This is a genomic window from Enterococcus sp. DIV0210g (assembly GCF_050559705.1).
GTDB lineage: Bacteria > Bacillota > Bacilli > Lactobacillales > Enterococcaceae > Enterococcus_B > Enterococcus_B faecalis_A.
This window is the reverse complement of the sequence record NZ_CP187903.1, coordinates 1,984,575-2,011,492: the sequence shown is the minus strand read 5'-3', so window position 1 is coordinate 2,011,492 and position 26,918 is coordinate 1,984,575. Positions and strand designations below refer to the sequence as shown.

General features: G+C 37.4%; 20 protein-coding genes. 16 read left to right on the top strand and 4 right to left on the bottom strand.

The genetic code is table 11. From position 1 onward, the window contains the following. Position 1 precedes the first annotated feature (1 nt). The 7 genes from IGI64_RS09755 (at position 2) to IGI64_RS09725 (ending at position 10,472) form a co-directional block, all read left to right on the top strand. On the top strand, positions 2–2,614 hold the full coding sequence (locus IGI64_RS09755) for a glycoside hydrolase family 38 C-terminal domain-containing protein (RefSeq protein ID WP_429940331.1): 2,613 nt from the start codon (positions 2–4) through the stop codon (positions 2,612–2,614). Further along, entirely contained in the window at positions 2,615–3,763 is a 1,149-nt protein-coding gene (locus tag IGI64_RS09750; protein ID WP_429940330.1) for an MFS transporter, read from the top strand. Next, positions 3,744–4,628: an ROK family protein gene (locus IGI64_RS09745; RefSeq protein WP_429940329.1), complete on the top strand. Its 885-nt coding sequence runs from the start codon at positions 3,744–3,746 to the stop codon at positions 4,626–4,628. The genes IGI64_RS09750 and IGI64_RS09745 overlap by 20 nt, the downstream gene beginning before the upstream one ends. 322 nt (positions 4,629–4,950) lie before the next feature. After that, on the top strand, positions 4,951–6,360 hold the full coding sequence (locus IGI64_RS09740; protein ID WP_429940328.1) for an FAD-dependent oxidoreductase: 1,410 nt from the start codon (positions 4,951–4,953) through the stop codon (positions 6,358–6,360). A 10-nt stretch (positions 6,361–6,370) separates the two neighbouring features. Then, on the top strand, positions 6,371–7,651 hold the full coding sequence (locus IGI64_RS09735; RefSeq protein WP_016623232.1) for a citrate transporter: 1,281 nt from the start codon (positions 6,371–6,373) through the stop codon (positions 7,649–7,651). A 23-nt stretch (positions 7,652–7,674) separates the two neighbouring features. Next, positions 7,675–9,807, top strand: coding sequence for a hydantoinase/oxoprolinase family protein (locus IGI64_RS09730; protein WP_429940327.1), 2,133 nt, complete (start codon positions 7,675–7,677; stop codon positions 9,805–9,807). Positions 9,808–9,818: 11 nt separating this feature from the next. Next, complete coding sequence (locus IGI64_RS09725) at positions 9,819–10,472, top strand: hypothetical protein (protein WP_016623234.1); 654 nt, start codon at positions 9,819–9,821, stop codon at positions 10,470–10,472. A gap of 60 nt (positions 10,473–10,532) precedes the next feature. Here the strand turns inward: IGI64_RS09725 and IGI64_RS09720 are convergent, their stop codons facing one another. After that, positions 10,533–11,384 (bottom strand): MurR/RpiR family transcriptional regulator, encoded by an 852-nt coding sequence (locus IGI64_RS09720; RefSeq protein ID WP_016623235.1) that lies wholly within the window; start codon positions 11,382–11,384, stop codon positions 10,533–10,535. 270 nt (positions 11,385–11,654) lie between these two features. Here IGI64_RS09720 and helD point away from each other — a divergent pair, with 270 nt between their 5' ends. Further along, positions 11,655–13,811, top strand: coding sequence for an RNA polymerase recycling motor HelD (gene helD, locus IGI64_RS09715; protein ID WP_429940326.1), 2,157 nt, complete (start codon positions 11,655–11,657; stop codon positions 13,809–13,811). A gap of 177 nt (positions 13,812–13,988) precedes the next feature. On the opposite strand, the gene IGI64_RS09710 is transcribed toward helD, so the two are convergent. Continuing rightward, the gene (locus IGI64_RS09710) at positions 13,989–14,606 is read right to left on the bottom strand and encodes a hydrolase (protein ID WP_429940325.1); all 618 of its coding nucleotides are present in this window, start codon (positions 14,604–14,606) and stop codon (positions 13,989–13,991) included. Positions 14,607–14,894: 288 nt separating this feature from the next. Here IGI64_RS09710 and IGI64_RS09705 point away from each other — a divergent pair, with 288 nt between their 5' ends. From IGI64_RS09705 to IGI64_RS09695, 3 genes are all read left to right on the top strand, one after another. Then, a complete protein-coding gene (locus IGI64_RS09705; RefSeq protein ID WP_429940324.1) occupies positions 14,895–15,605 on the top strand; it encodes a class A sortase in 711 nt (236 codons plus the stop codon). 158 nt (positions 15,606–15,763) lie between these two features. Continuing rightward, positions 15,764–15,991, top strand: coding sequence for a hypothetical protein (locus IGI64_RS09700; protein ID WP_429940323.1), 228 nt, complete (start codon positions 15,764–15,766; stop codon positions 15,989–15,991). Positions 15,992–15,999: 8 nt separating this feature from the next. Continuing rightward, positions 16,000–17,001 (top strand): GHKL domain-containing protein, encoded by a 1,002-nt coding sequence (locus IGI64_RS09695; RefSeq protein ID WP_429940322.1) that lies wholly within the window; start codon positions 16,000–16,002, stop codon positions 16,999–17,001. A gap of 48 nt (positions 17,002–17,049) precedes the next feature. Here the strand turns inward: IGI64_RS09695 and IGI64_RS09690 are convergent, their stop codons facing one another. Beyond that, positions 17,050–17,787 carry a LytR/AlgR family response regulator transcription factor gene (locus tag IGI64_RS09690; RefSeq protein WP_016623241.1) on the bottom strand — a complete coding sequence of 246 codons (738 nt, stop codon included), beginning with the start codon at positions 17,785–17,787 and terminating at the stop codon, positions 17,050–17,052. A gap of 226 nt (positions 17,788–18,013) precedes the next feature. After that, positions 18,014–19,186, bottom strand: coding sequence for a helix-turn-helix transcriptional regulator (locus IGI64_RS09685; RefSeq protein ID WP_429940321.1), 1,173 nt, complete (start codon positions 19,184–19,186; stop codon positions 18,014–18,016). Between the two features lie 185 nt (positions 19,187–19,371). Between IGI64_RS09685 and IGI64_RS09680 the strand changes: the two genes are divergently transcribed. The 5 genes from IGI64_RS09680 to IGI64_RS09660 are packed head-to-tail and all read left to right on the top strand — an operon-like array spanning position 19,372 to position 26,912. Next, on the top strand, positions 19,372–21,573 hold the full coding sequence (locus IGI64_RS09680; RefSeq protein WP_429940320.1) for a glycoside hydrolase family 3 N-terminal domain-containing protein: 2,202 nt from the start codon (positions 19,372–19,374) through the stop codon (positions 21,571–21,573). Positions 21,574–21,587: 14 nt separating this feature from the next. Beyond that, positions 21,588–22,934, top strand: a complete 1,347-nt coding sequence (locus IGI64_RS09675) for a PTS sugar transporter subunit IIC (RefSeq protein ID WP_429940319.1) — start codon at positions 21,588–21,590, stop codon at positions 22,932–22,934. 15 nt (positions 22,935–22,949) lie between these two features. Next, positions 22,950–23,846, top strand: coding sequence for an ROK family protein (locus tag IGI64_RS09670; RefSeq protein WP_429940318.1), 897 nt, complete (start codon positions 22,950–22,952; stop codon positions 23,844–23,846). Beyond that, positions 23,830–25,197, top strand: a complete 1,368-nt coding sequence (locus IGI64_RS09665; protein ID WP_429940317.1) for a glycoside hydrolase family 1 protein — start codon at positions 23,830–23,832, stop codon at positions 25,195–25,197. Before IGI64_RS09670 ends, IGI64_RS09665 begins: the two co-directional genes overlap by 17 nt. Beyond that, positions 25,197–26,912 (top strand): DUF4091 domain-containing protein, encoded by a 1,716-nt coding sequence (locus tag IGI64_RS09660; RefSeq protein ID WP_429940770.1) that lies wholly within the window; start codon positions 25,197–25,199, stop codon positions 26,910–26,912. Before IGI64_RS09665 ends, IGI64_RS09660 begins: the two co-directional genes overlap by 1 nt. Positions 26,913–26,918: the final 6 nt, after the last annotated feature.

The window sequence follows — 26,918 nt, the reverse complement described above, 5'->3', positions numbered from 1 at the left end:
TATGAAAAAGAAAGTACATGTGGTTAATCATACGCACTGGGATCGGGAATGGTATTTTACCACAATGGATGCATGGATGCTGAGCGACAATTGTTTTGATGAAGTAATTGAAGAATTAGAACGTAATCCAGAAGCACATTTTTGTTTGGATGGTCAAACCTCGATTCTGGATGATTATCTGAATTTGAATCCAGATCAATTAGAAAATATAAAAAAATTAGTAGCCAATAAACAATTAGCTATTGGGCCTTGGTATACGCAGACAGATGCATTTTTTGTTAATGAAGAATCATTTATTCGAAACTTGATGATCGGGGTACGTGATTCAAAACGCTATGGACAAGAAATGCAGATCGGATATCTTCCAGATACATTTGGGTTCAATGCGCAAATTCCGACGATCCTAAAAAATTGCGGGTTTGATAACTTGGTTTTTTGGCGGGGAATCAATTTTAAAAAACACGTTTCTGGACCTTATTTCAAATGGAAAGGATTGGGAGAAAAAGAAATCATTGCTGCGAATTTGGTAGACGGATACGGTACAGCAGCTTTTTTGAAAGATACACCAGAATATTTAGAAGAACGGCTTTTACCAGCTGTCAAAAAAATCGAATCTTTGACCGATTCCAATGAACTATTGATCCCAGCTGGAGGAGACCAATTAGATATTATTCCTGATTTGCCAGAAACATTGAAATCAATCAGTGAGAAAACAGATTATGAATTTATTCCTAGTTCCTATGAAGACTTTCTTTCTTATTTGCGTACGCAAGAAAATCTGCCTGAGTATGAAGGCGAATTTAGAGAACCATGTACAACACGTGTCCATAAATCGATTGGATCTGTCCGTTATGATATCAAACGTACCAATTACTTGATTGAGGAAATGCTGATTAAGCGTGTAGAACCGCTGATGGCTATTGCGAATGTCCATGGAATAAAAATCAGTAATGAATTATTGATTTCTGCTTGGAAAAAAATCTTAGAAGGACATGCACATGACAGTATGGGAGGATGTGTGTCTGATGCAGTAGCCGACGACATCCTGCATCGTATGAAGGAAGCAAGAGAAATTGCAGAAGGAATCGAAAACTATATCGTCAAACGTTTTTCTGAAAAGCTGGATTTATCTGAAAAACAAGTAATCGTGTTCAATACGACATCGAAACCATTTGATGGTTATAAGATAATCGATTTCTTGACGCCAACTAAAAATATCTCGCTTTCCAATATAGAAGAAGCAGTTATTCTTAAAGAGGAATATTTCCAAGGAAAAGATAATTTATTATTAGAAACACCAGAAGGGCCAAAATATATCAATGAAGACCCATATTATCGTTTATTTGTATTAGCAAAGGTTCAGATTCCAAGTATGGGTTTTGTCATCTGCGATATTGATGAAAAAGAAGCTGAGTTAGAGGGATTGCAAGAAAATGAGATGACTAACAGCATCACAAATGATACGTATAAAATAACTGTCGATGGTGATTGCTTAGATTTATACAAAAATGAAATCAAACTCACAGATTTTCTTCAATTTGAAGATATTGGAAATGAGGGCGATACGTATGATTTCTCACCATTGAAGAATGATCAGCCAATCCTATTACGACTGAAAAAACATCAGATTCGTAAATCTTCTCTGGTAGAAGAAATGATTCTAGAAGGGACCTTTGATTTACCTAAAACATTAGCAGATCGCTTAAAAGAAGAAGGCGCTTTAGGAAATCTTGGTCTGCGTCTGTCGATCCAATTACAAAAGAAAAGTGATTTGATTCGTTGTACATTGGAAGTTGAAAATCAACTACTCAGTCATCGCTTGAGAGTTAAACTAAATACTGGGATTGAAAATAATCAATCGATTGCTTCTGTACCATTTGGCTTCATTCGCAGAAATGCTTTAACAGAAGAAATAACTAATTGGCATCAAAATTATGTAGAGTATCCAATTGATTTAGAACCTTATGATAAAAGTGTCTCTATGGAAAATAAACAGTATCATTTCTCTGCTTTTGGTAAAGGAATCAAAGAATATCAAGTGCAGAACGGCAGCCTGTACTTGACTTTATTTGCATCAACAAGCCAGTTAGGAAAGCCTAATCTAACTTACCGACCAGGGCGCGCATCAGGAGATACGACGAAAAAAGGACATGTTATGATGCCGACGCCTAAAGCGGAGTTATTAGGAAACATGATTTTTGAATTTGCTTTTTCGATTTCTGAAGGAGCGTTTGACGAGTATGAGACAAGTAAAAAATGGGCAGAATACAGCGATACTTCTATTTGTTATCAAAATCAGCTGTTGAATAAATTTATCCATCGATTAGATAACAAAATCCAACCAGCTGTTACTACAAAAAAACAGGTTCGTTCATATTCTCTTTTGTCTATTGAAACAGAGGGATTTGATAGTTCATTTTCACCTTCTTTATATGATAAAAACTGTTTTGTTTTACGTCTATCTAATCCAACAGGAAAAGAGTTGCCAATCCATACATTACAATTTGAAAAATTTGAAAAGTATTCTTTTATCAATTGTCGTGAAGAAGCAGAAAAAGAAATGCAATTCATTGCACCATATGATATTGCGACAATCAAACTTTGGTATAAATAAATGTTTCGTATACAAATGTTCCTCTATTCTTTTTTATCGGCGGCTTTGATTTTCCAATATGAACCTATGATGGCGGTTAAAGGAATTAGCCAGCAGTTAGGGCTATCTTTATTATCATTGATTCAAATAGTGATTATCTTTTCGATTATTATATATGGAAAATTTTTAGACCGAGGTTATTTAAAAGAAAAGGTGATTCGCTGCACGTTGAGTCTAAGAATCGTTCTCTCCCTCCTATTTTATATTCTTCCTGGAGGGGAGATCTTTCTGTTCACATTTCTTATTTATCAGATCGGGGCAACTGGTTTAGATATTTTTTTTGAAACATCGATTCTTATTCGATCAAGTTATCATAAAGAAGAATTTGGAAAATTTCGGATGTTTGGATCATTAGGCTATGCAACAAGCGGCTTTTTTATCACAGTTTTATTGATGCTTACGAATGATATGCGCAATATTTTTCTGCTTATTGCATTTATCAATGGGCTTCTTTTTTACTTGAATATCAATCATCCTGTCAGTGTTCCGGAACAAAAAGAACCAAGAATCACTTCTAAAAAGAAGCTTCCGCTAACGTATAATCTGCTTTTGATCTGCTGTACATTTATCATTACTGTACCAAATTCTTTCGGTTATTTGTTGAATAGTTTTTATCAAGAGGTTTATATTCTTGAGTTGACAGAAGCTGCTTTATACAGCAGTATTGCGGTGTTTATCGGTTCCTGTATCTCTGAGATGTTTGGTTTTTATTCCACAGATTGGTTTGTGAGAAGATATTCATCAAGTTTTGTGATGTTTCTTGGGTTCATTTTTTGCTGTATCAGATGGGTTTTAGCTTATGTCAGCCCGCATCCAATAATTTTTACACTCAGTTATCTTTTTCACGGTGTAAGTTTTGCTTTCCTTTATTTCGGGTGTGTAGAATTCATAAAAAACAGAGTGGGCAGAAAGTTGGCCGGCACTATTGTTTTTCGATTTACGTTTTTTGCAAATTTATCAGGGGTAGTCCTCGCGCAGATTTATGCGGTTTTACTAGATCATATAGAGAGTAAGACGCTTCTTTTGTTTTTCATAATGGTATGTTTTATAGGACTAGCTATGTACCTATACTTGATCAGGAGGTGGAAAATTGACTTATTTAGCTTTTGATATCGGTGGAACAAATATAAAATATGCAGAAATAGATGAAAAAGGAGCTTTTTTGACTAGCGGAAAAGAACCTACACCGAAAACTTATCAGGATCTGCTTCGATTGCTTCAACTAAAAAGCAGTCAAAAAAATAAAATCAAAGGGATAGCTATTAGTTCGCCAGGGATATATGATCAAAAAAACAAACGTATCACAGGTTCTTCAGCATTAAGTTATTTGATTAACCAATCGTTGATAAAGGATTTGGAAGAAAGGATTTCGTTGCCTATAGCAATCGAAAATGATGGGAATTGTGCTTTATTAGGGGAAATTTGGCAAGGGGCAGCAAAAAAATGTCAAAGCGCAGTCATGTTTGTGATCGGAACAGCCGTTGGGGGAGCGATTTATACAAGAGGGGAAATTTTAAAAGGCGCACATTTATCAGCTGGAGAATTGGGGTATATGCTGGTAGATAACGATGTGTCAGAAAGCAGCTATCATTCATTAGGCGGACACGTTGGATTCGAAGGTGTACTTGAAAGAGGAAAGAAATATGGAATAACAGCAGCGAGCGGCGTTGAATTATTGGAAGAAGCAAAAAAAGAATTACAAACTGAAATGTTTTATCAAAAACAGATTGATTATCTGGCTATAGGAATCTTAACAATCCAATATGTTATTGATCCAGAAATCATAGTTATTGGAGGAGCAGTGAGCCAGAATGAACAGTTTGCGTTGTATTTAAAAAAAGCATTGGAAAAACTATTAAAAAAACGTCCAAATTACAAAATAAAACCTAACGTGGTATTTTCAAAGTATGGAAATGATGCAAATTTAATGGGAGCAGTTTTTAACTGGATGCAAACCTATGAAAATAAAAAATGAACGTCTTTTTTAAAGGTATAAAAATAAATCATCAATAAGCTTAAAAAACCAGAAAGGAGGTTCCCTATTTTTCTGGTTTTTTAAGCTTATTGATAGTAGTGGTTCTTATTTAATAAAAAATACCCAAACACTTGTAAAAAATTTTCAGCACGAATAGTAGTAAAAAGTTTTACAAAGCTCTTTTCTACGATTTTACGTGTGTTTTTTTAAACTTGAGTGGGCTTGGAAAAATGTTTTTGAAAATAATTTTCATAGATATTGACAAAAAAAGATTTTAAGGTAATATAGTTTTTGTAAACGGATACAGAAAGGGGATTCGATTTTGAAGATAGTAGGTTTAGAAAAGCAATATGATGTGGTCATAATCGGCGGAGGGATGTCTGGCGTATTTGCGGCAATTGCTTCAGCAAGAAATGGCGCGAAAACATTGATTATTGATCAAAATGGTTATTTTGGCGGCTCGTTGACAGCAAATGGTGTTGGTCCGATGATGACTTTTTTTGCAGGTGAAAAGCAAGTGATTCAAGGTTTAGGCGAAGAAATGGTCCAGCGTCTCAAAGAAAAAAATTATTCGCCTGGTCATGTGTTGGATTCTACAAATTATATTTCTTACGTTACGCCATTTTCTGCAGAAGGATTAAAGATCGTTCTCGACGAAATGGTGACAGAAGCTGGAGCAGACGTTTTGTTCCATACGTATTTGATTGATTTTATTGAAGCTGAAGGCGAAATCAAAGAAATCATTGTCGCTAATAAAGATGGCGTAACTTCCATCAAAAGCCATGTTTTTATTGATGCTACAGGCGATGGCGATTTAGCTTTTCTTGCGGGGGTTCCTTATCAATTAGGTCGAGAAGAAGATGAAGCGATGCAGCCGATGACGATGAATTTGAAAGTTTATAATGTCGATACAGAAAAATTGAGAAAAGCTGTACTTGATGATCCAGAAAAGTTCCCTCGGCTCAATCGCGACTTATCTGTGATGAAAAATACTGAGATCCTTTCTTTTGTTGGTTTTGAAAAAGAATTTGATCAAGCAAAAAAAGAAGGAAGAATAAGTATTCCAAGAGAGGATATTTTATTTTTTGAAACAAATACCTCCGGAGAATTTATCATGAATACTTCTAGGATCATCAATGAGAGCGGAGTATCTGCTGAAAGCTTGACCCGTGCAGAGATGCTTGGCAGAAAACAGTGTGAAGAATTGTATGCGTTTTTAGTTTCTTCGATTCCTGGATTTGAAGATGCGAAAATCGCTTATACAGGTCCAAGTGTTGGTGTCAGAGGTACAAGACAAATCAAGGGCATCTATACGTTGACGAATCAAGATGTACTTGAAAATAAATCTTTCCCTTCTGTTATTGCTCATTCTGGTTATCCAATCGATATCCATAATCCAAAAGGCGAAGGAACGATTTCTGTCCATGTTGACCAAAAGGAAGAATTAGCTCATGACTCTTTTGATAAATCAGTATTTGACAAATATTATCAAATTCCTTACGAGATCATGCTGACAAAGGAATGGGGAAACCTAATCGTTACTGGACGTTGCGTTTCCGCTTCGTTTGAGGCGCAAGCAGCTATCCGTACTACGCCAACGATGACAGCACTAGGTCAAGCAGCAGGGACGGCGGCCGCTCTTTCTGCAAAACAGGAAAAAGATGTAAAAGAAATCGATATCTGCCAATTACAGTCCTTATTAAAGGAACAAGGCAGTTATCTCGAAATTTAGGAGGAAGAAGATGGAAATGATACAGTTGATTGGCATCTTGCTTGTATTTTTTGTTTTGGTTGGTTTGATGATGACGAGAAAGGTTCCTACGATTTTAGCTTTGCCTATTATGGCTATTGCGATTTCTTTGATTGCCGGCATTACGATCATTTCAAAAGATCCAGATCAGTTTACATTAGTGAAAGATGTCTTAGAAGCAGGTTCAATGCGGATGTCTACGGCGGTTTCTGGTTTGATTTTTGGTTCGCTTTTCGGGAAAGTTTTGTCAAAAGTCGGCATTACGGAAACGATTATTAAAAAAGCAGCAGAGATGGCAGGCGATAAGGCTTTGCCGATTGCTTTATCGTTCTTAGTTGTTTGTTCAGTGATATTTGCAGCTAGTAATGGTTTAGGAATGGTGATTTTAGTTGGAACAATCATTATCCCGATCATGATATCAGCAGGATTATCACCGATGATCAGTGGTATCATCTTGCTTTTAGCTAATGGGATCGGAGTCACATTCTCAGTTTCGACATTGGCTGTTTATATCGATGTATTAGGTTTGCGATTGGAAGAAGTTACTGCTTATTCATGGCTTGTTGGATTACCGCTCATTATCGTTTCTGTCATCATGGTTATTTATTTTGTTCAATTCAGCGGTAAAAAGCGTAAAGCCTGGGCAATGCCTGTGAAAAAGAAAAAAGGCGGACAAGTGAGAACGATTGCGTTGATTTCGCCAGTTATACCCGTTATTTTAGTATTTGCGTTCCAAGTTCCTTTAGTTGCTTCAATCATCGTCGGAATTTTGGCAGTACTGATTTTGAGCACACCAAAAAACCCAATCCATGTAGTCAGCAGTTCTTTTGTTGAAGGAATCCAAGAAGTTGCCGGCGCAGCAGGATTGATGATTGGGATCGGGATGCTTTTGAATGCAGTGATGTCCGCTGAGGTTTCAGCTATTTTACAACCTGCCATCGCGATGATGATCCCGCATAATCAATTGATGTTTGTACTGGTTTTTGGTTTATTATCTCCGCTAGCGATTTATCGCGGTCCGCTAAATGTTTGGGGATTAGGCAGCGGTATTATTTCTTTACTTGTAGCAGGCGGGATGAATCCTATTGCTGCTATGGTCGCTCTGCGGTTAGACAGTAATGTCCAATCTGTTTGTGATCCGACAAATTCTCATAATGTTTGGGTTTCTGATTTTACAAAAAACGATGTGAATGAAGTATTGAAGAAAACGATTGTCTGGATCACAGTTTCTACATTTATTGGATTGATCGTAGCTTCATTTTTCTTGTATTGAACAAAAGAAGGTAGGTAGTTGTTATGGGGAAAAAAATACGGATCGGCATTGATGTTGGAGGCACATTTACAGATGCCGTGGCAATCGATAATGAAACATACGAGGTTATTGCAAAATTAAAGATTCCGACTACGCATGAAGAAGGTGTAGCACAGGGGATCGTTAAAATCATCAATAAACTTCTGCAGGAAAATAATCTAGCTGCTGAAGATGTCGTGTTTATTGCACATGGAACGACACAAGCGACAAATGCTTTGCTGGAAGGTGATGTTGCAAAAGTCGGTATTATTGGGATGGGAACAGGCTTTGATATGCGAACTGCAAAAAAAGAAACAGCCATCGAGCATATCGAATTAGCACCAAACAAATATCTGCGTTCTGAGCATCGATTTATCGATTCAGCGAAATTGACAACAGAAGAAATTGAAAAAAATATCCAAGAATTGAAGCAAGAAGATTGCCAAGTAATCGTTGCTAGCGAAGCTTATTCTGTAGATGATCCAGAAAATGAAAAACATGTCATTGAGACAGCTCAAAAACAGCATCTTTTTTCTACAGGCGGACATGAGATCTCTCAATTATACGGCTTAAAAATGAGAACACGAACAGCTGTAGTCAATGCTTCGCTGATTCCTAAAATGATGCAGACAGCAAATATGACAGAAACGGCAGTACTAGACACACAAATCAAAACTAATTTGATGATTATGCGTTGTGACGGCGGCGTAATGAATATCAATGAAGTGCGGCAGCGTCCTATTTTAACGATGCTTTCAGGGCTGGCAGCAGGTGTCGCAGGAGCCTTGATGTATGAGAAAGTCAGCGATGGCATCTTTTTCGAAGTCGGCGGCACAAGTGTCGATATCTCTGTAATCAAAAACGGGAAAGTCATGATCAAATATGCGCAGGTCGGCGGACATAAAACTTATCTTCGATCACTTGATGTTCGAACATTGGCAGTTGCAGGCGGCAGTATGATCCGTGTGAAAGATGGGAAAATCATGGATATCGGTCCTCGAAGCGCTCATATTGCCGGGTTGGAGTATGAATGTTTTACGCAGCCTGAAAATTTGGAAAAACCAAAAATCGAATTTGTTTCACCAAAAGAAGGCGATCCAAATGAATATGTCATCATCAAAGGCAGTACGGGACAATCTTATTCCTATACTTTAGCTGGTGCAGCAAATCTGCTAGGGTATGTGCCAGAAGAAGATTACGCCCGTTCAAATGCAGAATCAACCAAGATGGCCTGGAAGACTTTAGGTGAATATCTCGGAATAACAGCAGAAGAAGCTGCAAGAACGGTCATGCGTTTAGCTGTCGAAAAATTGGAGCCAGTTATTGACGAGCTTATTCAGGAATATGAGATGGATCGGAATTTTATTACACTTGTTGGCGGCGGTGGTTCAGGAGCAATCGTCGTGCCTGCGTTGGCAGAGCAATTTGATTATAAATGGAAACTAGCAAAAAATGCACCTTATATCTCAACGATTGGCGTTGCTTTGGCAATGGTCAGAGAACAAATCGAACGTTCAATCACTAATCCTACAGAAAGTGATATCAAAAAAATTCGAAGTGATGTCATTGAAAAAATTATCCAATCGGGGGCAAATGAAGAAACAGTCGAAGTCAACATTGAAATAGATACACAGAGAAATATCGTTCGAGCAATTGCTACGGGTGCTACAGAGTTGCGTCAAAAAAATCTGGGCGCAAAAGAAGCAACGAAAGAAGAATTAGCTAAAATAAGTTCAGAGGCACTGGGTATCGAAGCAAAACAAGTGAAGCATATTGCAAATGTAGGACGTTGGCATTTGCTAGATGCAGAAATCACGAAAAGAAAATTCTTTTTCAAACAAAAACGAAACAATATCTGTATTGTTGACCGAGAAGGAATCGTTCGTTTTAAACATAGCAACGCCTATCATTATAAATTTTCCAAAGCACAAACTGCATCTGATTTCTTAGATTTTGTGGATCAATACACGATTTATTCAGATGCAAATGCAACCATACCAAAAGTTTTCTTATTTTATAAAGAAAAGATGCTTGATTTGACAGGAATGCAGACAATCGAACAATTGACTTCAATCATGGATGTCGAAACAGAAACGTTATCAGAAGATGAAGAAATCATTGCTGTCGCTTACAAATAAGGAGACGAAATATGGAGTTTACGGATCAATTCCTAGCTTATCTGGAATTAAAACAAGATATGTTTTTTCATAAAATACCAAAAGAAAAAATCTTATCTTATATTGAAGAATCTTTGAAAATCGGGGAAAGCACAGCAGCAAAGCAAACAGAGACAAAAATAGATGAACTTTACAGGCAAAAGAAAATCATAATCAAAAGAGAGCCGCATGATGGCCGCTTCTTTAAGGTCCAGTTGCGTGCGCAATTTGAAGAAAACAAAAAAGGAAGTCCAGTTGTTTATCTTTATCAAGAGTCAGTAAAAGAATTGTCTGAAGCCAATCATTTTGGATTAGCGAAGATGAACGAAGTAATCTTAGCCCATGAGTTTTTTCACTTTTTAGAGAATGAAAGCAATCGCTATGTGTCAGAAATCTTGCCCTCCGTTGTACGGTTGACTCTTTTTAGCCATACGCGAAAAGCCGCAATCCAACGAACCAGTGAAATTGCAGCGAATGCTTTTGCGAAAAAATTATTGAAGTTGGAATATTTACCAAACTATTTTGATTATTATTTTTTGTTGCAGAAAAAGGAACTTTCTTATAAAGATTTGGAAGAAGAATATGAAGAATTCCAAGAAATCTGCTATTTGGATAAAGTGCAAAGAAAGACGATTGCAGTGTTCTAAATAATAAAAACAGACCGCAAAAAAATTTGCGGTCTGTTTTTTGTTGGAAAATCACGGAACCTACCACTCATAAACGGCGGAATCAGCAGATTGAAAGGAATTGATGATCATATCACTGCTTAGTTTTCTTTGACGTAAGCCGCGGTTGTCTCTTAAAATCGTAGCGAAAATGATATCCAAAACTAACGAGTTCATCAAAGAGTTCGATAAAACCAACGAATTATTCGCCATCACATGATCAGGAATAATAAATTTGATATCGATCATATCGTTGATTTTTGGATTATCATTGCTGGATAATAAAATAATCTTGATATCTTTTTTCTTTATTTTTGATAGTAAAGGAATAATATCTTTACTGATTACGGATGGAACCACCGCAATCAATGTGGCATCGCTATTCATTGTTTCAATAGCCAATTCGATTTCCAAGTGTTCTTTTAAGGTGACAGCTTCTAATCCAATCTGACGAAGCTTAAAAGCGAATTCGTTGCTGATAAATGATGTCGTGTAAATAGAAAGAATGAACACTTTTCTAGACAACGTAATCAGAGAAGCAGCATCCTCAATATCTTTTGCATCAATCATCGCGCACGTATTTTTAAGCATTTTTTGATAATCCATGGTAATGTATTCTACTAAGTTCGATTCATCCGCTTCTGATTGGATTGTTTCAAACTGTGAATTGCTTTGTGCTAAAGCAATCTTGAATTTATTAAATCCCTTATAACCGATTTTTTTGCAAAACCGATTGATACTCGCTTCAGAAGTATTGATGGCTTTTGCAAGATTCGTGATGGTATTTGAAATGACAAAATCAGGATTCTCTTGGACGAACTTGCTGATTTCATATTCGCTCGTAGTAAATGATGATTCAAGTGATTTTATTTTTAATATTACAGCTGATTGCATCAGATCTCCTCATTTCTTTAACTACTATTATAACAAGAAAAGAAAGCGATTTGAAGAAAATACTATCAGTTTGAATCAGTAAAAAGAAAAGTCTTTTGCAAAAAAAAGATTATTTCAGATGTATAAGTTGTCCTGTCGCTGTTTAATCAATGAAAAAAATTTTCATGGTAAAAATAAATGTCCAATCCCTAAAATATTTTTCACTTGCCAAACAGTTCATTTTTGTATATGATAATTAGTTCCGCTATTCTATTAAAAGGGGTTATGTGTATGGTCAACACAGAATTAAAAAAAGAGCAAGAATACTTGTCAGATGTCTATCAGAAATTGCAAGAAGCTGAAAAAGAATTAACACAGCTAGTACAGGAATCTGGAGTAGAAGGCAGAAAAAATATTGCCGAAGAAGCACGGGATATTCGGCTGAACTTTGATAATATATCTGATAATCTAGATACATTTGCGATGATTGAACAAAAAAATCGTGAAATCGATCAAATGAATTTGAAAATCCAATCGGCAGATAACGCATTGAAGAAAGTAAAACGGTTGTTAGAAGCGCCTTACTTTGGGAAAATCATGGTCGATTTTCTTGATGACGAACCAGAAGAAGCTTTTTATATTGGTGTAAACGGCTTTACAGACAAAGCAGACGAAACGCTTGTTTATGACTGGCGCTCACCAATTGCAGAACTTTTCTATAACAATGTAATTGGCGCTTCTTCTTATAAAGTACGCCAAAACCAAATCGATGTATCGATTGCTAATCGGAGACAGTTTGTTATTGATAAAAACAAGCTGCTGAAGTTTTTTGATACCGCAATCGCAATCCAGGACGATATTCTGATCGAAGCATTGTCCCAAGATTCAACCAGTCAGATGCGCGATATTACAGCAACGATCCAAAGCGAGCAAAATCAAATTATTCGTGACATGATGCATCCAATCTTATTGGTAAATGGCGTAGCAGGAAGTGGGAAAACGTCAACGATCATGCAGCGGATCGCCTATCTTTTGTATTCTTTGAGAGAAGAGATCACTGCTGAAAATATCTTGATTCTTTCACCAAATGATAAATTTATTTCTTATATTTCAGATGTTTTGCCTTCTTTAGGCGAACAAAATCCAACGAATATGACCATGCTGCAATTTGCCGGCCAATATTTCAGAGAAGCTTTGGAAGAAGAAACAGTTTATTTTGAGCGAATCGGGGCAAAAGAAGTGGATGAGCAGACAGAAATCATCCGCAGTAAAGCTTTTATTGAATTTATTCAGGAAAAAGGGATTTCGTCATTTGACCCAGAAAAAACATTCCGGACCATCAAACAAAAAGGAAAAACGATTATTTCAAAAGAACAGATTGCAGTATTCTATCAAGAAACACCAGAAAACTTGCCGTTAGTTGATCGTATCCAAGCGGTGAAAGCTCGACTAACTAGCTTTTGGGAAGAAAAAGTCATCCAAATGGCAGCAGAACGAGAAACGCAAAATCAAATTCTCTCTTTGTCTGAAGAATCTCAACAAGCGTATTTTGGTCAGCTGATCCGAGACGATTCTGAAGAAAGCATCTTGCGTTATGGTAAACGTTACTTAGCCAAAAAATACCGTAAAGTCACAGCAGCAATCCGAAACAATCAATGGATCGACAGCAACACCTTGCTTGATACGCTATATTTTGACTTTACTAATAAGAAGTATCAATTCAGCAATCAGCCGAAAACTCTAGATGAAGCAGTGATTTTATTGGTGATCCAACATAGATTCATTGAAAAACTTCAAGTTCGCTCGATGCGATTTGTTCTGATCGACGAAGTACAGGATTACACACCAGCACAAATCTATCTTTTGTCTAATCTTTTTCCAAAAAGCAGTTTGACGATGGTCGGTGATGAAAATCAAGCAATCTTTAATGCGAATATGACTTTTTCGGAGATTTCTTCTATGATGAAGGAACGGAAAAAGGAAGTTTTCCGCTATGATTTGCTGAATAGTTACCGTTCTAGTGGTGCAATAACAAAAGTTTTCCGCAAGCTAGCCGTAACGAAAGAAGAGCTGGAAATCGTTCCAATCCGTCCTGATGGGGCTGAGCCAGAGTTTTATCAAACGAATACACCAAAGGACTTTTTGAACGTACTGACAAGCATCAGCCAAAAATTAAAGGGTGAGAAATTGACGATTATTACAAAAACAGAAGCCGAAACAGCAGCTTTGGAAGAACAGCTAGCTGAACAAGCAGAGATGAACATCGAGATTATTCCAAGCGGGTTATCAAAAGGACTAGAATTTGATCACATCCTTGTATACAATGCTTCTCCGGAAAATTATAGCGATGAGCGTGATCAAAAGATTCTTTATACAGTGGTTTCTAGAGGAATGAAATCTTTATATGTAACTTATGAACAAGAAAAAACACCACTATTTAAAGATTAATAAACCAGCATAATCTTCGTGTCTGAAGAACGTTGTAAAAATAAAAAAAAGCATCAAACAGAAATTCCCTAAAACAGAAAAGGCTGTTTTAGGGAATTCTTTTTTTAATGTTATTCTTTATAGTGGAAATATTTGGCTGTCTTCCATCGATTCTTTTGTTCCTGTTTTTCAAAAGAATCAACGCAAGTTCGAGAAAGCACCAAATTTTGTTAAAATTTCATCGAATCCTGGTACAGTTTCCTTGCGATTCCAATCACGTTGTAATTCGCAGGCTAATTGTGCAATAGATGTTAGGTTTGCACCCGTTTGTTCGACTCTTCGAAGTGCTGTTTCGTGGGCAATAGGTGAAGTTCCGCCGACTGCATCAACGATAGGATACACTTCATACCCCTCACGAAGCGCATCTAACGTTGGGAAAGTCAGACAAGCTTCTGTCCAAAGTGCTAAAATCAAGATTTTTTTGCGGCCAGTTGCTTTGATTGCTTCATTGAATTCTTTATCTTCCCAAGCATTGATCGATGTTCGATCATAGGAAGGTGTCTCTTCGCCAATTGCTTTTCGCAGCACTGGAATCGTATCTTGGTTACGGCTGGTTGCAACATTTACTGTCGATAAAACGATCGGGATGTTATAAAGTTTTGCCATCTCAATCACGATTTCTGCGTTGCGGATAAGCTCAGATCGATTCATGGAATTGATCGAATTGATTTGTGTCGGCTGATAATCGATGAACGCCAATACAGTATTTTCTGGAGTGAGAAGGGCGTCGTTTTCTCTTTTGTCATAACTTGTCATTGTCTACACCTCTTTGAAATAAAATCATTCACTTATTTCATATAAAGCCTTTTCAAAAAAAGCAAATGTTATATAATGGTTCTGTTATTGAACACCAAAAGTATATAATGAGATGTAAAAAAAGAAAATGAAAGTGGCTTATATGGCAACTTTTTCATTTTAAGTTAAGCATACTATCTATTTAGAGGAAAAAAATAGACAAAACAGTCTTTTCAATTTAAAATCAGGATAACAAAATGGCCTGCAGTTGTTGCTAAAAACTGAAGAAACGTTGGAGGAACGAACCAATTGAAAAAAAATAAATGGAAAAAATGGTTAGGTAATTTATTACTTTTGCTGCTTTTATTGGTAGGATTAGCCTTGATTTTCAATGAACAGATCAAAGATTATTTTGTGAAAAGTACTGGAGAAAGCTACTCGCTTAAAAATGTCGACAGAGAAACAATTGAAAAAAACCAAGAAAAAGATGCTCCTTTTGACTTTGATGCAGTAGAATCGATGAGTTCAGAGGCAGTAATCAGAGCACAAATGAGCAAAGCGGATCTGCTAGTGATCGGCGGGGTAGCGGTACCTTCTGTCAATATCAATTTGCCGATTTTTAAAGGTCTTTCGAACGAGGCATTATTGTACGGTGCAGGAACATTGTCACCAGATCAAAAGATGGGTGAAGGCAATTATGCTTTAGCTAGTCACCGAGCAAATAATCCAGACCTGTTATTTACACCTTTAGAAAGATTGAATCTAGGAGACAAGATCTACGTTACTGATTTAGTTAATGTATATACATACAAGGCAACATTCAAAGAGAAAGTCGATCCAACTGCGACCGAATTGCTGAACGTTGAAGAGGACAAAGAGCTTGTCACATTGATAACATGTGGTGACATGGATGCGATCACGCGTCTTGTGGTTCAAGGCGAGTTGGTTGAAGTAACACCAATCGATGATGCAACAGATGAAATGAGAAATGCTTTTAACGTAACAGCTAGAACTTTTTAGAGCAAGAAATGCTTTGATCGAAGTGTCAGCTGGCAGAATCTGTTTGATTCTGTCCAGCTGTTTTTCGTTTTTGGAAGAGCTTATAAATAAAGTAAAATACTGCTTTTCCAGCTTGTTTTTGCTATGATGGATGTAAAGGTGGTGGGGGGCAGCTCGTTATGGATATAGTTATTTTTATTATTGGTGTTTATACGAATGTGCTGATGTGCAATCATTTGTTGTTCCGTGGGAAAATACGAAATCGCTTTAGTTATATTTATTTAGTATTATTTATCCTTAATCTAGTGTTTACGCAGTACCTTGTTTTGTTCGTGGTGCTGATTTATGTATTGCAGTGTTATTTTGTCTACCTTTTAGTCAATAATTTTTACTTAGTATCATGTTGAACAATCTTTTGCTGAACATCAGCGGCATCTCTTTTTTCATAGCCTTTGATCTTCCGCGATATGTAGGAACGTTCCATGTTGGGGTAAGTGTTGTCTTTGAAATTTTGCTTGCTGCTTGTCTCTTTTATTATACGAGATTCTTGGACAAGAAATACCACATTTTTGATTACTTCAGCGGCTATACGAAAAAATTGAAGGGAATAACTGTTTTTTCCACCCTCGTCATGGGGGGCTTGTATGCGATCCATGCCACGTTCAATTTTCATTCGCTGGATTATCTTCTGACGTCGGTCATCGTGCTGCTGTATAATCTTTTTTATACAGTGTTATTTGTGGTATTTGTTTTCCATCAAAAAAAATACCAGCTTTTAGAATCTTATTTGAAAGACAAACAAGAAACGCGAGCATATTATGCGAAACTTGATGAATTTCGTCATGATTATTTGAATTATATCGAGGCTTTAGAGTACAGTTTGAGCAACAGAGAAGCAGAAGAATCGGTCTCTTTGTTGGAACATCTTAAAAAGTATTCGTTAGAAACCATTGATGATGTAAGACATGATCCGATAAAAAAAATCAATGATTCTGCTCTGCGCGGCTTATTGTACGGTTTTATGGAAAAAGCGGACCAGCAAAAGCTTCCTTATGAAATCAAAGTGTTGAATCCTGTAACAGTTGTCAATATCGACTATATCGATTTGATTCGCTTGATTTCGATCGCGTTGAACAACGCTTTAGAGCATTATTCTTCAGATGAAGATGCGCCCATCCAGATTCTCATTGATCAGACACCCGAACAGTTTTATTTTAAAATAAGCAATCCTGCTCACATGACAGGAGTCAGCTTGGGAGAAATATTAAAAAGAGGTTATTCCTCAAAAAAAGATGGCGGCTTGGGGTTGTATAACTTTTCGAAAATCACTGAAGAATATACGAATGCCGCTTATCAAGTACGATATGTCAAACCATTCTCTATGTTTGAATTAGAATTGACAGTGGATGAGATTTAATAAAAAATGTGCGCTGACCAGTAAAGAAATCTGGTCAGCGCACTTTTTTTATTTCAGATGATCGATGTAGTTCAATAATTTTTTGATACTTGTTGAACTGAGCGGCAATGTTTCATCATTTTTAAAAATGACTTCCATCGTGTGCTTGTCCACTTCCTTGATATTGAAGGGATTAATGGAAAAACTTTTCAAGTCATTGAAATATTGATGTTTTTCAAATTTACGTTTGATGTTTTTCATTTTATCGTGGATGATGAAATTTTCGTGTATCCCGTAAAATTCCAAGCACGCACGTGAACCGGTGATCGTCTCGATATAGTTGACTTCGTCAGGATCGACCAGAAATGTTTTCCCTGTACCTTTCAACTCGATGATATCGGATGTTTGTTTTTGATTGTTGAGCTTTGAAAGCAAGATTTGTTCAATCGTTGTAAATACTTCTTCTAAATGGATCTTGCTTAAGTAGCGGTCAGGACGAATTTGCCGATTGATGATCTCAATTCCTCGCGTACTGTCATTGGACAAGAAGATAATAAAGCAATTTGGACTTAATAAACGGATTTTTTTAGCAAAATCAATCCCGGTATGGAGCGTCTTTAAATCTATGTCAATGATAAAAAAGTCAGAAGAAGTAAAAGAATAAGAGTCCAACTCTTTATAAATGCTTTCCAATTTATCTGCTGGAAATATGTGCATATCGACATTATTCAGAAGTTCATGCTTATTATATTCTTTTTTAAAAAGTTCTTGATGGAACAGGTTATCTTCTATGTAATAGATCTTCATCAATGAGCGCTCCTAAGTTCATATTTTTTCTGTAAGTAGTATAACAGATTATCAACTATGTTTTAATTAATTTGTTCAATATTTCATGAATGTTTGATAATAATTGATACTTTGATGTAGAGTTGTGTACTTGTTTGAAGTAAAATAAAAGGTGTTATTCTATAGAGATAAAAAAACCGCAAACAAATTTGCAGTTTTTAAGAGCAAGATGCTTGTATAGAGAAGCTTAGTGGACAGAGTAAGCATAGTGCTGATTTCGGTATTCTTTTGGTGTAAGACCTGTTATTTTTTTGAATACTTGAATGAAATGGCTTTGACTTGCAAAAGATAAGATTTGACCAATTTCTTTATAACTTTTGTCTGTGAATAATAAAAGGTGTTTGCTTTCATTAATCTTTCTTTCTTGGATATAGGAATGGATCGTTTGTCCTGTTTCCCTTTTGAATAACGCAGAAAGATGTGTTTTGTGTTTATCAAGATTACTTGCTAATTCTTCAATTGTTATACGTTCATAAATATGTCCATCAATATAATTGATCAGTTGTTTCACAGGCATGGATTTTCCTGATAACGGCTGCTGGTGAATCAGGTTCATGAATCGATAAGTTGCTTCTTTTATATAAGCGTGCCATTCGCTGGAAGAATGGATGCCGAAGAGACCTTGGATCAATGCGTCAGATAAACTGAATGCTTGGTTGATTGGGACGCCCTCATCAATGCTGATTCGCGTCAATACGGCAACAAAAGCAGAAAATTTTAATTTTAGGCCTTCCAGTTGATTTTCGGACAAGTCTACTTTATAGGTTTCTTGCATTTTTTTGAAGAGCCATTCGATTTTTTCCGGCTGATTCCGCTTGATATATTCGGTATAACGGAGTTCGAACTGATAAGAATCGAAAGTTGCTTCCTGCATACGGCGGTCGTAAAGATTTTCTTCTAAACGCTGATCGGTGGTTCGATTTTTTTTCTTTTCTTTTTTATAAATCCAAGAAATCTGTTCTTTTTCAAGTAATTGATGGGTAAAGATACTATAAATCAATTGGGCAAATTCTTCAAATGCTTCAGGAGATTCTTTCGTGTAGTGGATGCCGTAAAGATATTCATGATCATCAAAAAGAAGCTTTTCTTTTGGTGAACCGATGACGCCGCAAGGTCCAAACATCATTGAATAATTTTTCCCTTCAGATTGGAAAGGGATTACGCCATACATAAAAGAAAAATCATTGAACAGCAAGGCTGTTTGCTGTTTGGCAGGTTGCAGATAAGTAGCAGCTATTTGATGAGTATCCCAAGTGATAGCAGGATGTATTGCAGTATCTTTTTCATCAAATAACACTAAAGGAATCAAGTATTTTTTGTATAACAAATCCATCATACGTTCCATTGTTGCTGTATCCATAGTAAATGCCTTCTTCCTGAATTAAACTTATCTTCATTTTATTCTAAAAAGAAAAAGAATGAAATAGACTTTTTTAACGTTTTTTTACATTTGTGATATAGAGTCTTCTTTTTTTGTATAAAAGGAAAAAGAATCTAACTATAATAAAAAATGTAAAAACGGTTACAAAAAGGAGAAAACTAAATATGAAAGAAAGCGAATTAAAGCAGCTTGCTGATTCATTGACACTGAAAGAGAAAATCGCACAAACTGTTCAGCTGAACGGTGATCTGTTTACGGACAGTGGTGTCATGAATACAGGACCAACAAAAGAATTAGGTTTTCCAGAAGACTTTGATCTTTATCAAATAGGTTCGATCTACAATGTGAACGACCCAAATAAATTAAAAGAAATCCAACAGAAAATCATGAAAGAAAGTAAACACAAGATTCCGCTGCTTTTCATGTCAGATGTTATTTACGGTTTTCGGTCGATTTTTCCGATTCCATTAGCACAAGCTGGCTCCTATGATTTTTCTTTAATCAAAAAATCAGCAGAAGCTACGGCAAAGGAAAGTTATCTAAGCGGCTTGCATGTTCTTTTCTCGCCAATGTTGGATTTATCAAGGGATCCGCGTTGGGGACGAGTGATGGAATCGCCAGGAGAAGATGTGTATACCGCAAAAGAATTCGCAAAAAGTGTCGTGACTGGTTATCAAGGAGAGATTGCTGAAACGATTGCGAAAAACCATGTCGGTGCATGTATCAAACACTTTGCTGGTTACAGCGCGCCGGAAGCAGGGAGAGAATACAGTGCTGTTGATATGTCCAATCAGAAATTATTCAATGAATATTTGCAGCCGTATCAAGCAGCAATCGAAGCGAACTGTTTACTTGTAATGACCGCTTTCAACTTATTGAATGGGGTTCCTGCTACAGGAAATCAATGGCTGAATCGTGATATCTTGCGTGAACGTTTTGGTTTTGAAGGGCTGTTGATCTCTGATTATGCAGCCATTGAAGAATTGCAAGCTCATGGTTATACAAAAAATCAGGCAGGCTCTGCTGAAAAAGCAATGAAAGCTGGAGTCGATATGGACATGATGACTTCTGTTTATGCAAATTCTTTAGAAAAATTAGCAGAAGATCCACAAATCGAAAAACTGATCAATGAAGCGGTTTGGCGTATCTTAGTCCTAAAAAATAAATTGGGCCTTTTTGAAAATCCATACCGCGGATTGGAAGAAGAAAATACCGGTGAGATTTTGACAGAAGAAACGAAAGCGCTAGCAGTAGAATTAGTCGAAAAAAGCTGTGTGCTTTTGAAAAATGAGCAAACACTTCCTTTAACTTCTGACCAAAAAATCGCCGTTATCGGACCCTATGGCGAAAGCAGATTGACACTTGGTTTTTGGGCTTCTGTCAGTGGGAAACCGCAAGATACTATAACGTTGAAAGAAGGGATGGAACAAAATTTTGCCAAAGAAAACTTGACCTTCGCTAAAGGATTCAATCTCTTTGATTCCTATGACTCATTCGGGCCATTGAAAGAAGGCATCAAGTTGCTGAATGGCGCAATCGAAGACGAATCGATGCTTTATCAGCAAGCAGTAGAAGCTGCAAAATCGGCAGATGTAGTCGTTTTGACTTTTGGCGAACAATTCCTAGAAAGTGGAGAAGGGGCCTCAAAAGCAAAACTGACCTTGCCAGAAAAACAGAAACGCCTCATCAAAGGCTTATCAGAGTTAGGAAAACCAATCGTTGGTGTTTTATACACCGGTCGTCCGCTAGTATTGACGGATGTTGAGCCTTATTTTTCAAGTTTGCTCGTGACTTGGTTCCCAGGTACGATGGGCGGCGTTGGAATCGCAAATCTATTATCCGGAAAAGCACAGCCAAGCGCCCGTTTATCCATGACTTTCCCGCGAAGCGAAGGGCAGATACCTATCTATTATGCACATAGTTCGACGGGGCGTCCATTAGAAAACAGCACTCATACGACACGATTTGTTTCAAAATATATGGATGAATCAAATGACCCGCTTTTTGCATTCGGTACAGGGAAAAGTTATGGCACTGTGTCTGGAAATTGGACAACTAATGAGTATGATCAAGAAAAAATCAGCTTACGCTATGCGTTGACAAACGAATCGAAACAGTCGTTAGAAACAGTGATCCATGTTTACGTAAAAGCACACACAGCTTCCATCGTGCAGCCTGTAAAAAGATTAGCAGCCAGCCAAAGAGTAAGCTTGGAACCAAATGAAACCGTTTCGAAAGAAGTGGTTTTGGAAAAAGAAGAGCTGTCCTTTTTTGACAATTTAGGAAAAAAACATATTGAAAATGGTGAATTTACTTTCTATTTAAGTACATTGGATTCAGAAGATGAAATGACAATAACTATTTAAAAAGGAGAATAAAAATGGGGAAATTAGAGCTATTTTTAAGCAGCAAATTGTTGCCGATGTCAGAGAAATTACAAAAAAATAAGGTTCTTGCAGCATTGATGGAAGGGTTTATCCGAACAAGCCCAATCACGTTGGGTATTGCATTTATCACAATTATTGGGAATTTTCCTATCCCTGGTTGGATCGATTTTCTGAAAAGTGTCGGGATCTTCCCACATGTTGAAGCCATCACAAATGGTGCAACTGGTGTATTTTCACTTTATGTCGTTTATAGTTTAGCTTTTTCTTACGCAAAACAATTGGGGACAAATGAACGAAATGCTTCAATCATTTCTTTAGCAAGTTTTATCATGTTGATGCCGCAAACGATCATGACAACTGTGACACAAAACGGTCAAGCAACAGAGCAAGCAATCGGCGCGTTGAAATTAGACTATCTTGGCGGACAAGGCTTGTTCATCGGGATGCTGGTTGCATTGATCATCACTCGTTTCTATGCTTTCTTAACGAAGAAAAATCTGATGGTCAAACTTCCTGACAGTGTACCGCCAATGGTTACACAATCATTATCACCAGTTTTCGTCGTTACGATCATCTTTGTTGCTGTCTTTATTTTACGTGTGTTATTTGGTTACACAGCTTCTGGCACGATTTTCCAATTCTTTATCGATGTGATCAACGCACCGCTTAACTCATTAGTTGCAAGTCCAATCTCAATTATCATTATTGTAGAATTGTTATCTGTCTTATGGTTCTTCGGTATCCATAACGCTGTATTGCAAGGACCATTGGGCGCTATCAGCATGACAATGATCGTTGGTAATATTGCAGCATTCCAAGAAGGTCAACCATTGCCATATTTGATTCCTTCAGTTGTCTACATGGGTATGTATGCTTCTGGTTTCATGGGCTTTGTAAGTTTCTTCATGATTCGTTCAAAATCAACAAAATTGCGTCAATTAGGAAAACTAGCTCTTGTTCCTTCGTTATTCAATGTCACTGAGCCACTGATGTTTGGTATGCCGATCATCTTGAATCCGATATTCTTTATCCCACAAATCTTTACACAATTGATTGCAGGGTTTGTCACTTGGGGATTAGTAACAACTGTTTTGCCAATCTCATTTAATCCAACCATGTCACTGCTTCCTTGGACAACCCCAACTTTTGTTAAAATGCCTCTATCTGGCGGTTTGAACTATACGATTTTAATGGTTATCTGTATCGCGATTGGGGTCGCAATGTGGTATCCATTCATCAAAATCGCAGACAAACGCGAATACGAATTAGAAAAAGCGGCTGAAAAAGAAGAAGAAACAATGACAATCAATCAAATCAATGAAAAAGAAGTTCAAGCATAAGATAGGAGAAAGGTTATGTGGACATTAAGCATCGATATCGGCGGGACGTTTATCAAATCCGCCTTAGTGAAAGAAACAGCCATTGAAGGAAAAAGACAAACGCCTACACCGAAAGCAGATGCTTCCGAGTGGATTGATTTCTTGATCGCTCTTATCAAAAGTTATAACGAAAAAGACTTTCAGCGTGTTGGAATCGCTGTGCCTGGTGCCGTGAAAGACAATGGATTGATCCTTTTTGGCGGCGCTGTTGCCGGTTTAGATCAAGTAAATGTGAAGGAAGAAATCGAGAAACGGCTGCCTGTGAAGGTTTTTGTAGAAAATGATGCAAAAGCGGCAACATTAGGCGAAGTTTGTTATGGCAATCTGAAAGAACAAGAAAATGGCGCAGCTGTCATCTTAGGAACAGGCGTCGGCGTGGGCCTGCTGCTGGACGGAAAAGTCAGAAAAGGACCACATTGCCAAGCGGGCGAAGTCAGTTTTCTTATCCAAGATCAAGCGGTCAGCGGCCTAGAATCATTTGTCGGCATCAACTTATCAGCCGTTCGCTTAGTCAAAGAATTAGCCACAGTGTTTGAATGCGAGCCAGATGGACTGGAAGTCTTTCGTTTATTAGAACAACAAGAAAACGAACAAGCGCTGCAAGTATTCAGTAATTACTGCAGACGCGCAGCCTTGCTTTGTTTCAATCTGCAATGTCTGATCGATCTTGAGAAATTGGTAATTGGGGGCGGCATCAGCCAACAGCCGCTCCTGATCAAAGAAATCAAGAAACATTATAATCAAATTTTCCATTTCTCGCCGATGATCGACCAAACGATCCCGCATATCCCAATCGAAGCGGCTTGCTTCCAATCCGATGCAAATTTGATTGGTGCCGCGAAAGGAGCACAATTAGATGAAACTATCAGATAAATTTTTATGGGGCGCTTCCACAAGTGCTTATCAAGTAGAAGGTGCATGGAATGAGGATGGAAAAGGGCCTTCTGTTCAAGATATGAAAAAAATACCAGAAGGAACAAGTGACTTTAAAATAGCATCCGACCATTACCATCGTTTTGAAGAAGATGTTCGCTTATTTAAAGAATTAGGCTTGAAAGCGTATCGTTTTTCGATTTCATGGAGCAGAGTCATGCCTGACGGAAAGAAAAATCCAGAAGGTCTTGCTTTTTATCAAAAATTGATCAAGCAATTGATTGAAAATGATATTGAACCAATCGTTACTGTTTTCCATTTTGATCTGCCGTATTCATTATATGAAAAAGGCGGCTGGGAAAATCGAGAAACGATCCAAGCATTCGCTGATTACTGCCAACTGCTTTTTGAGACTTTTGGACAAGATGTAAAATATTGGCAGACGATCAACGAGCAAAATGTCATGGCTTTAGCTGGATCGATCATCGGTACAAGTGATAAATCGATGAAAGAGAAATTTCAAGAAAACCATCACATGCTGGTTGCCCAAGCGTTAGTCACAAAAAATTATCATGACGGCGGCTATCCAGGAAAAATCGGACCGGCGCCAAATATCGCCAGCGTTTATCCTGCGACAGATAAACCTGAAGATCAAATGGCTGCTCTTTATATGAGTGCCTTGCGCAATTGGCTTTTCTTGGATGTTGCTGTTTACGGAAAATACAATCATAACGCTTGGCATTTACTAGAGAAAATCGGCGCTTGTCCAGAAATCACCACAGAAGATGCTGAAATCTTAAAAGAAGGTACGTGTGATTACATTGCTTTTAATTACTACAATACGATGACCGTGTCAAAATACTATCCAAAAGAAAATAAAATCGATCAGCAAAGCGGATTTGGCATACCAGGATTTTTCCAAACACAAGAAAACAAGAATCTGCCAATGACAGAATTTGGCTGGCCAATTGATCCAGAAGGGTTTAGATTTACACTAAATGAAATCTATTCTCGTTATCGTCTACCGCTTTTGATCACTGAAAATGGGATTGGCGCAAAAGATACACTGACAGAAGATGGCAAGATCCATGATGATTACCGTATTGATTATTTAGAACAGCATATTCGTCAAATGGAGCTGGCTGCAGAAGATGGTGTTGAGATCATCGGTTATTGTCCATGGAGCGCGATTGATTTGATCAGTACACATGAAGGATTCCAAAAACGATATGGTTTTATCTATGTCAATCGGACAGATGATGAGTTGAAAGACTTAGCACGTTATAAGAAAGACAGTTTTTATTGGTATCAAAAAGTGATCAACGAAAATGGATTGGGTGAAGCAAAATGATGGAAATGATCCTAGCAAATGAAGAATACAAAGCTTCGACACAGCTTTTTCAAGAGAAGCCTGCTTCTATCCAAAAATTGCGGATCGATAAAAACAGTTTTGGCAGCTTCCAGATCCTTCTTCGAGACGGACATACAAACCATTATGTATTGAATCAGGAATTTTCGATTCCTGATTCGATCGATATCCCGATTTATCGTGTAGAAGTACGCACAGCGCTTGATGCAACAGTTTCTTTTGTCGAGTATTACTGCGGGAAAGAGGATATTTTTTACGCAGATAAATTGCTTGAAGAAAAAGCACGTACGTATCCTGGTGATCGTTTTGCACCAATTTATGTGGAGCTGCCTGTGACAGAAGAGACCAAAAGCGGCGAATATGAAGCAGAAGTTCGAGTGTATCGGGCTGGTTTTACCCAAGAAGAGGAGCTGATTTTGCAACAAAAAATCACAGTGGAAGTTTCTGAGTATGTTTTTCCTAAAGATTATGCAGATTCTTTTTACTTGGATATCTGGCAGCAGCCGTCAAATTTAGCCCGCAGCTTCAAAGTCGAACTTTGGTCAGATGCTCATTTTGAATTGATACGAAAAATGGCTGAAAGTCTAGCAGAAATCGGACAAAAAGCGATCACTGTCATTGCTGGAGAAATCCCTTGGAAAGGCTGGTTCAATTACATCATCAAAGATTATCCAGCCAACCTTTATGAATATTCAATGGTACAAGTGGCGAAAAACAAAGAAGGTAAGATTAGTTGTGATTTCACACATCTTGACCGTTATATCCGTTGTTTTATGGACGCCGGAATTGATCAAGAAATCAGTGTTTTCGGTCTTTTGGGTGTCTGGAAACCGCCATTTTTCCCTCAAATCAAAAATTTGGATTACCCAGAAAAATTAGTGATCCGCTACTTTGATGAAACGAAGGGAACTTTCGCCTTTATTGAGAAAAAAGAAGAACTTCAAGAATATATGCGGCAAGTTTTTGCGTATTTCAAAGAAAACGGCTGGTTTGAAAAAGTCCGCATTTTATCAGATGAACCAAAAGCCAATGAATTAGAGATGTTCAAAGCATCGTTGGCAGAGTTGAAGGCAGTTGAACCGAATATCAAATTGAAGGTAGCTTTTGACAAAGAGGCTGTGTTGGAAGCATTGCTGCCAGAAGTTTCTCATCCTGTGACTTCTTATTATTGCACATGCTTGAATCATGAGCGTTTGACAGAAAAATCAGAACGTTCTTATTATGTCTGCAACTACCCAGATCGTCCAAACACATTTTTACACAGCGACTTGTCAGAAACACGTATTTTAGGTACGTTTGCTCATCACTTCAAAATGGACGGTCTGCTTCGTTGGGCGTACAATTGCTGGCCGGAGAACGCGCGGGAAGATATCCGCTACAATACAACGAATCTGCCGATTGGTGATCTTTGTCTGATTTATCCGTCAGTCTCTGGTAACCTGTTGTTATCTTTACGTTATAAACAGTTGAAACGTGTTGCAGAAGATTTTTATCTTTGGAAAACAGCAGAAGCTGCGGATGCAGAAGGAACAGCAGCGATTTTAGCTGACTTTCTGAAAGAAACAGATACCCAGAAATGGATGAGTAATTCTCATGACAGCAATCCGGAATTCCAAATCCCGGATTTTGCCGCATTTGAAAAAATGCGTACACAGCTTTTGACTATCCTTTCAAAAAAAGAAGTTTTGTTTTCTTAAACTTGC

What these genes read in the sequence shown, in the direction of transcription:
- IGI64_RS09755 (WP_429940331.1), top strand. Translation starts at nt 2, where the DNA reads ATGAAAAAGAAAGTACATGTGGTTAATCATACGCACTGGGATCGGGAA.
- IGI64_RS09750 (WP_429940330.1), top strand. Translation starts at nt 2,615, where the DNA reads ATGTTTCGTATACAAATGTTCCTCTATTCTTTTTTATCGGCGGCTTTG.
- IGI64_RS09735 (WP_016623232.1), top strand. Translation starts at nt 6,371, where the DNA reads ATGGAAATGATACAGTTGATTGGCATCTTGCTTGTATTTTTTGTTTTG.
- IGI64_RS09730 (WP_429940327.1), top strand. Translation starts at nt 7,675, where the DNA reads ATGGGGAAAAAAATACGGATCGGCATTGATGTTGGAGGCACATTTACA.
- IGI64_RS09725 (WP_016623234.1), top strand. Translation starts at nt 9,819, where the DNA reads ATGGAGTTTACGGATCAATTCCTAGCTTATCTGGAATTAAAACAAGAT.
- IGI64_RS09720 (WP_016623235.1), bottom strand. Translation starts at nt 11,384, where the DNA reads ATGCAATCAGCTGTAATATTAAAAATAAAATCACTTGAATCATCATTT.
- helD (WP_429940326.1), top strand. Translation starts at nt 11,655, where the DNA reads ATGGTCAACACAGAATTAAAAAAAGAGCAAGAATACTTGTCAGATGTC.
- IGI64_RS09710 (WP_429940325.1), bottom strand. Translation starts at nt 14,606, where the DNA reads ATGACAAGTTATGACAAAAGAGAAAACGACGCCCTTCTCACTCCAGAA.
- IGI64_RS09700 (WP_429940323.1), top strand. Translation starts at nt 15,764, where the DNA reads ATGGATATAGTTATTTTTATTATTGGTGTTTATACGAATGTGCTGATG.
- IGI64_RS09690 (WP_016623241.1), bottom strand. Translation starts at nt 17,787, where the DNA reads ATGAAGATCTATTACATAGAAGATAACCTGTTCCATCAAGAACTTTTT.
- IGI64_RS09685 (WP_429940321.1), bottom strand. Translation starts at nt 19,186, where the DNA reads ATGGATACAGCAACAATGGAACGTATGATGGATTTGTTATACAAAAAA.
- IGI64_RS09680 (WP_429940320.1), top strand. Translation starts at nt 19,372, where the DNA reads ATGAAAGAAAGCGAATTAAAGCAGCTTGCTGATTCATTGACACTGAAA.
- IGI64_RS09675 (WP_429940319.1), top strand. Translation starts at nt 21,588, where the DNA reads ATGGGGAAATTAGAGCTATTTTTAAGCAGCAAATTGTTGCCGATGTCA.
- IGI64_RS09670 (WP_429940318.1), top strand. Translation starts at nt 22,950, where the DNA reads ATGTGGACATTAAGCATCGATATCGGCGGGACGTTTATCAAATCCGCC.
- IGI64_RS09665 (WP_429940317.1), top strand. Translation starts at nt 23,830, where the DNA reads ATGAAACTATCAGATAAATTTTTATGGGGCGCTTCCACAAGTGCTTAT.
- IGI64_RS09660 (WP_429940770.1), top strand. Translation starts at nt 25,197, where the DNA reads ATGGAAATGATCCTAGCAAATGAAGAATACAAAGCTTCGACACAGCTT.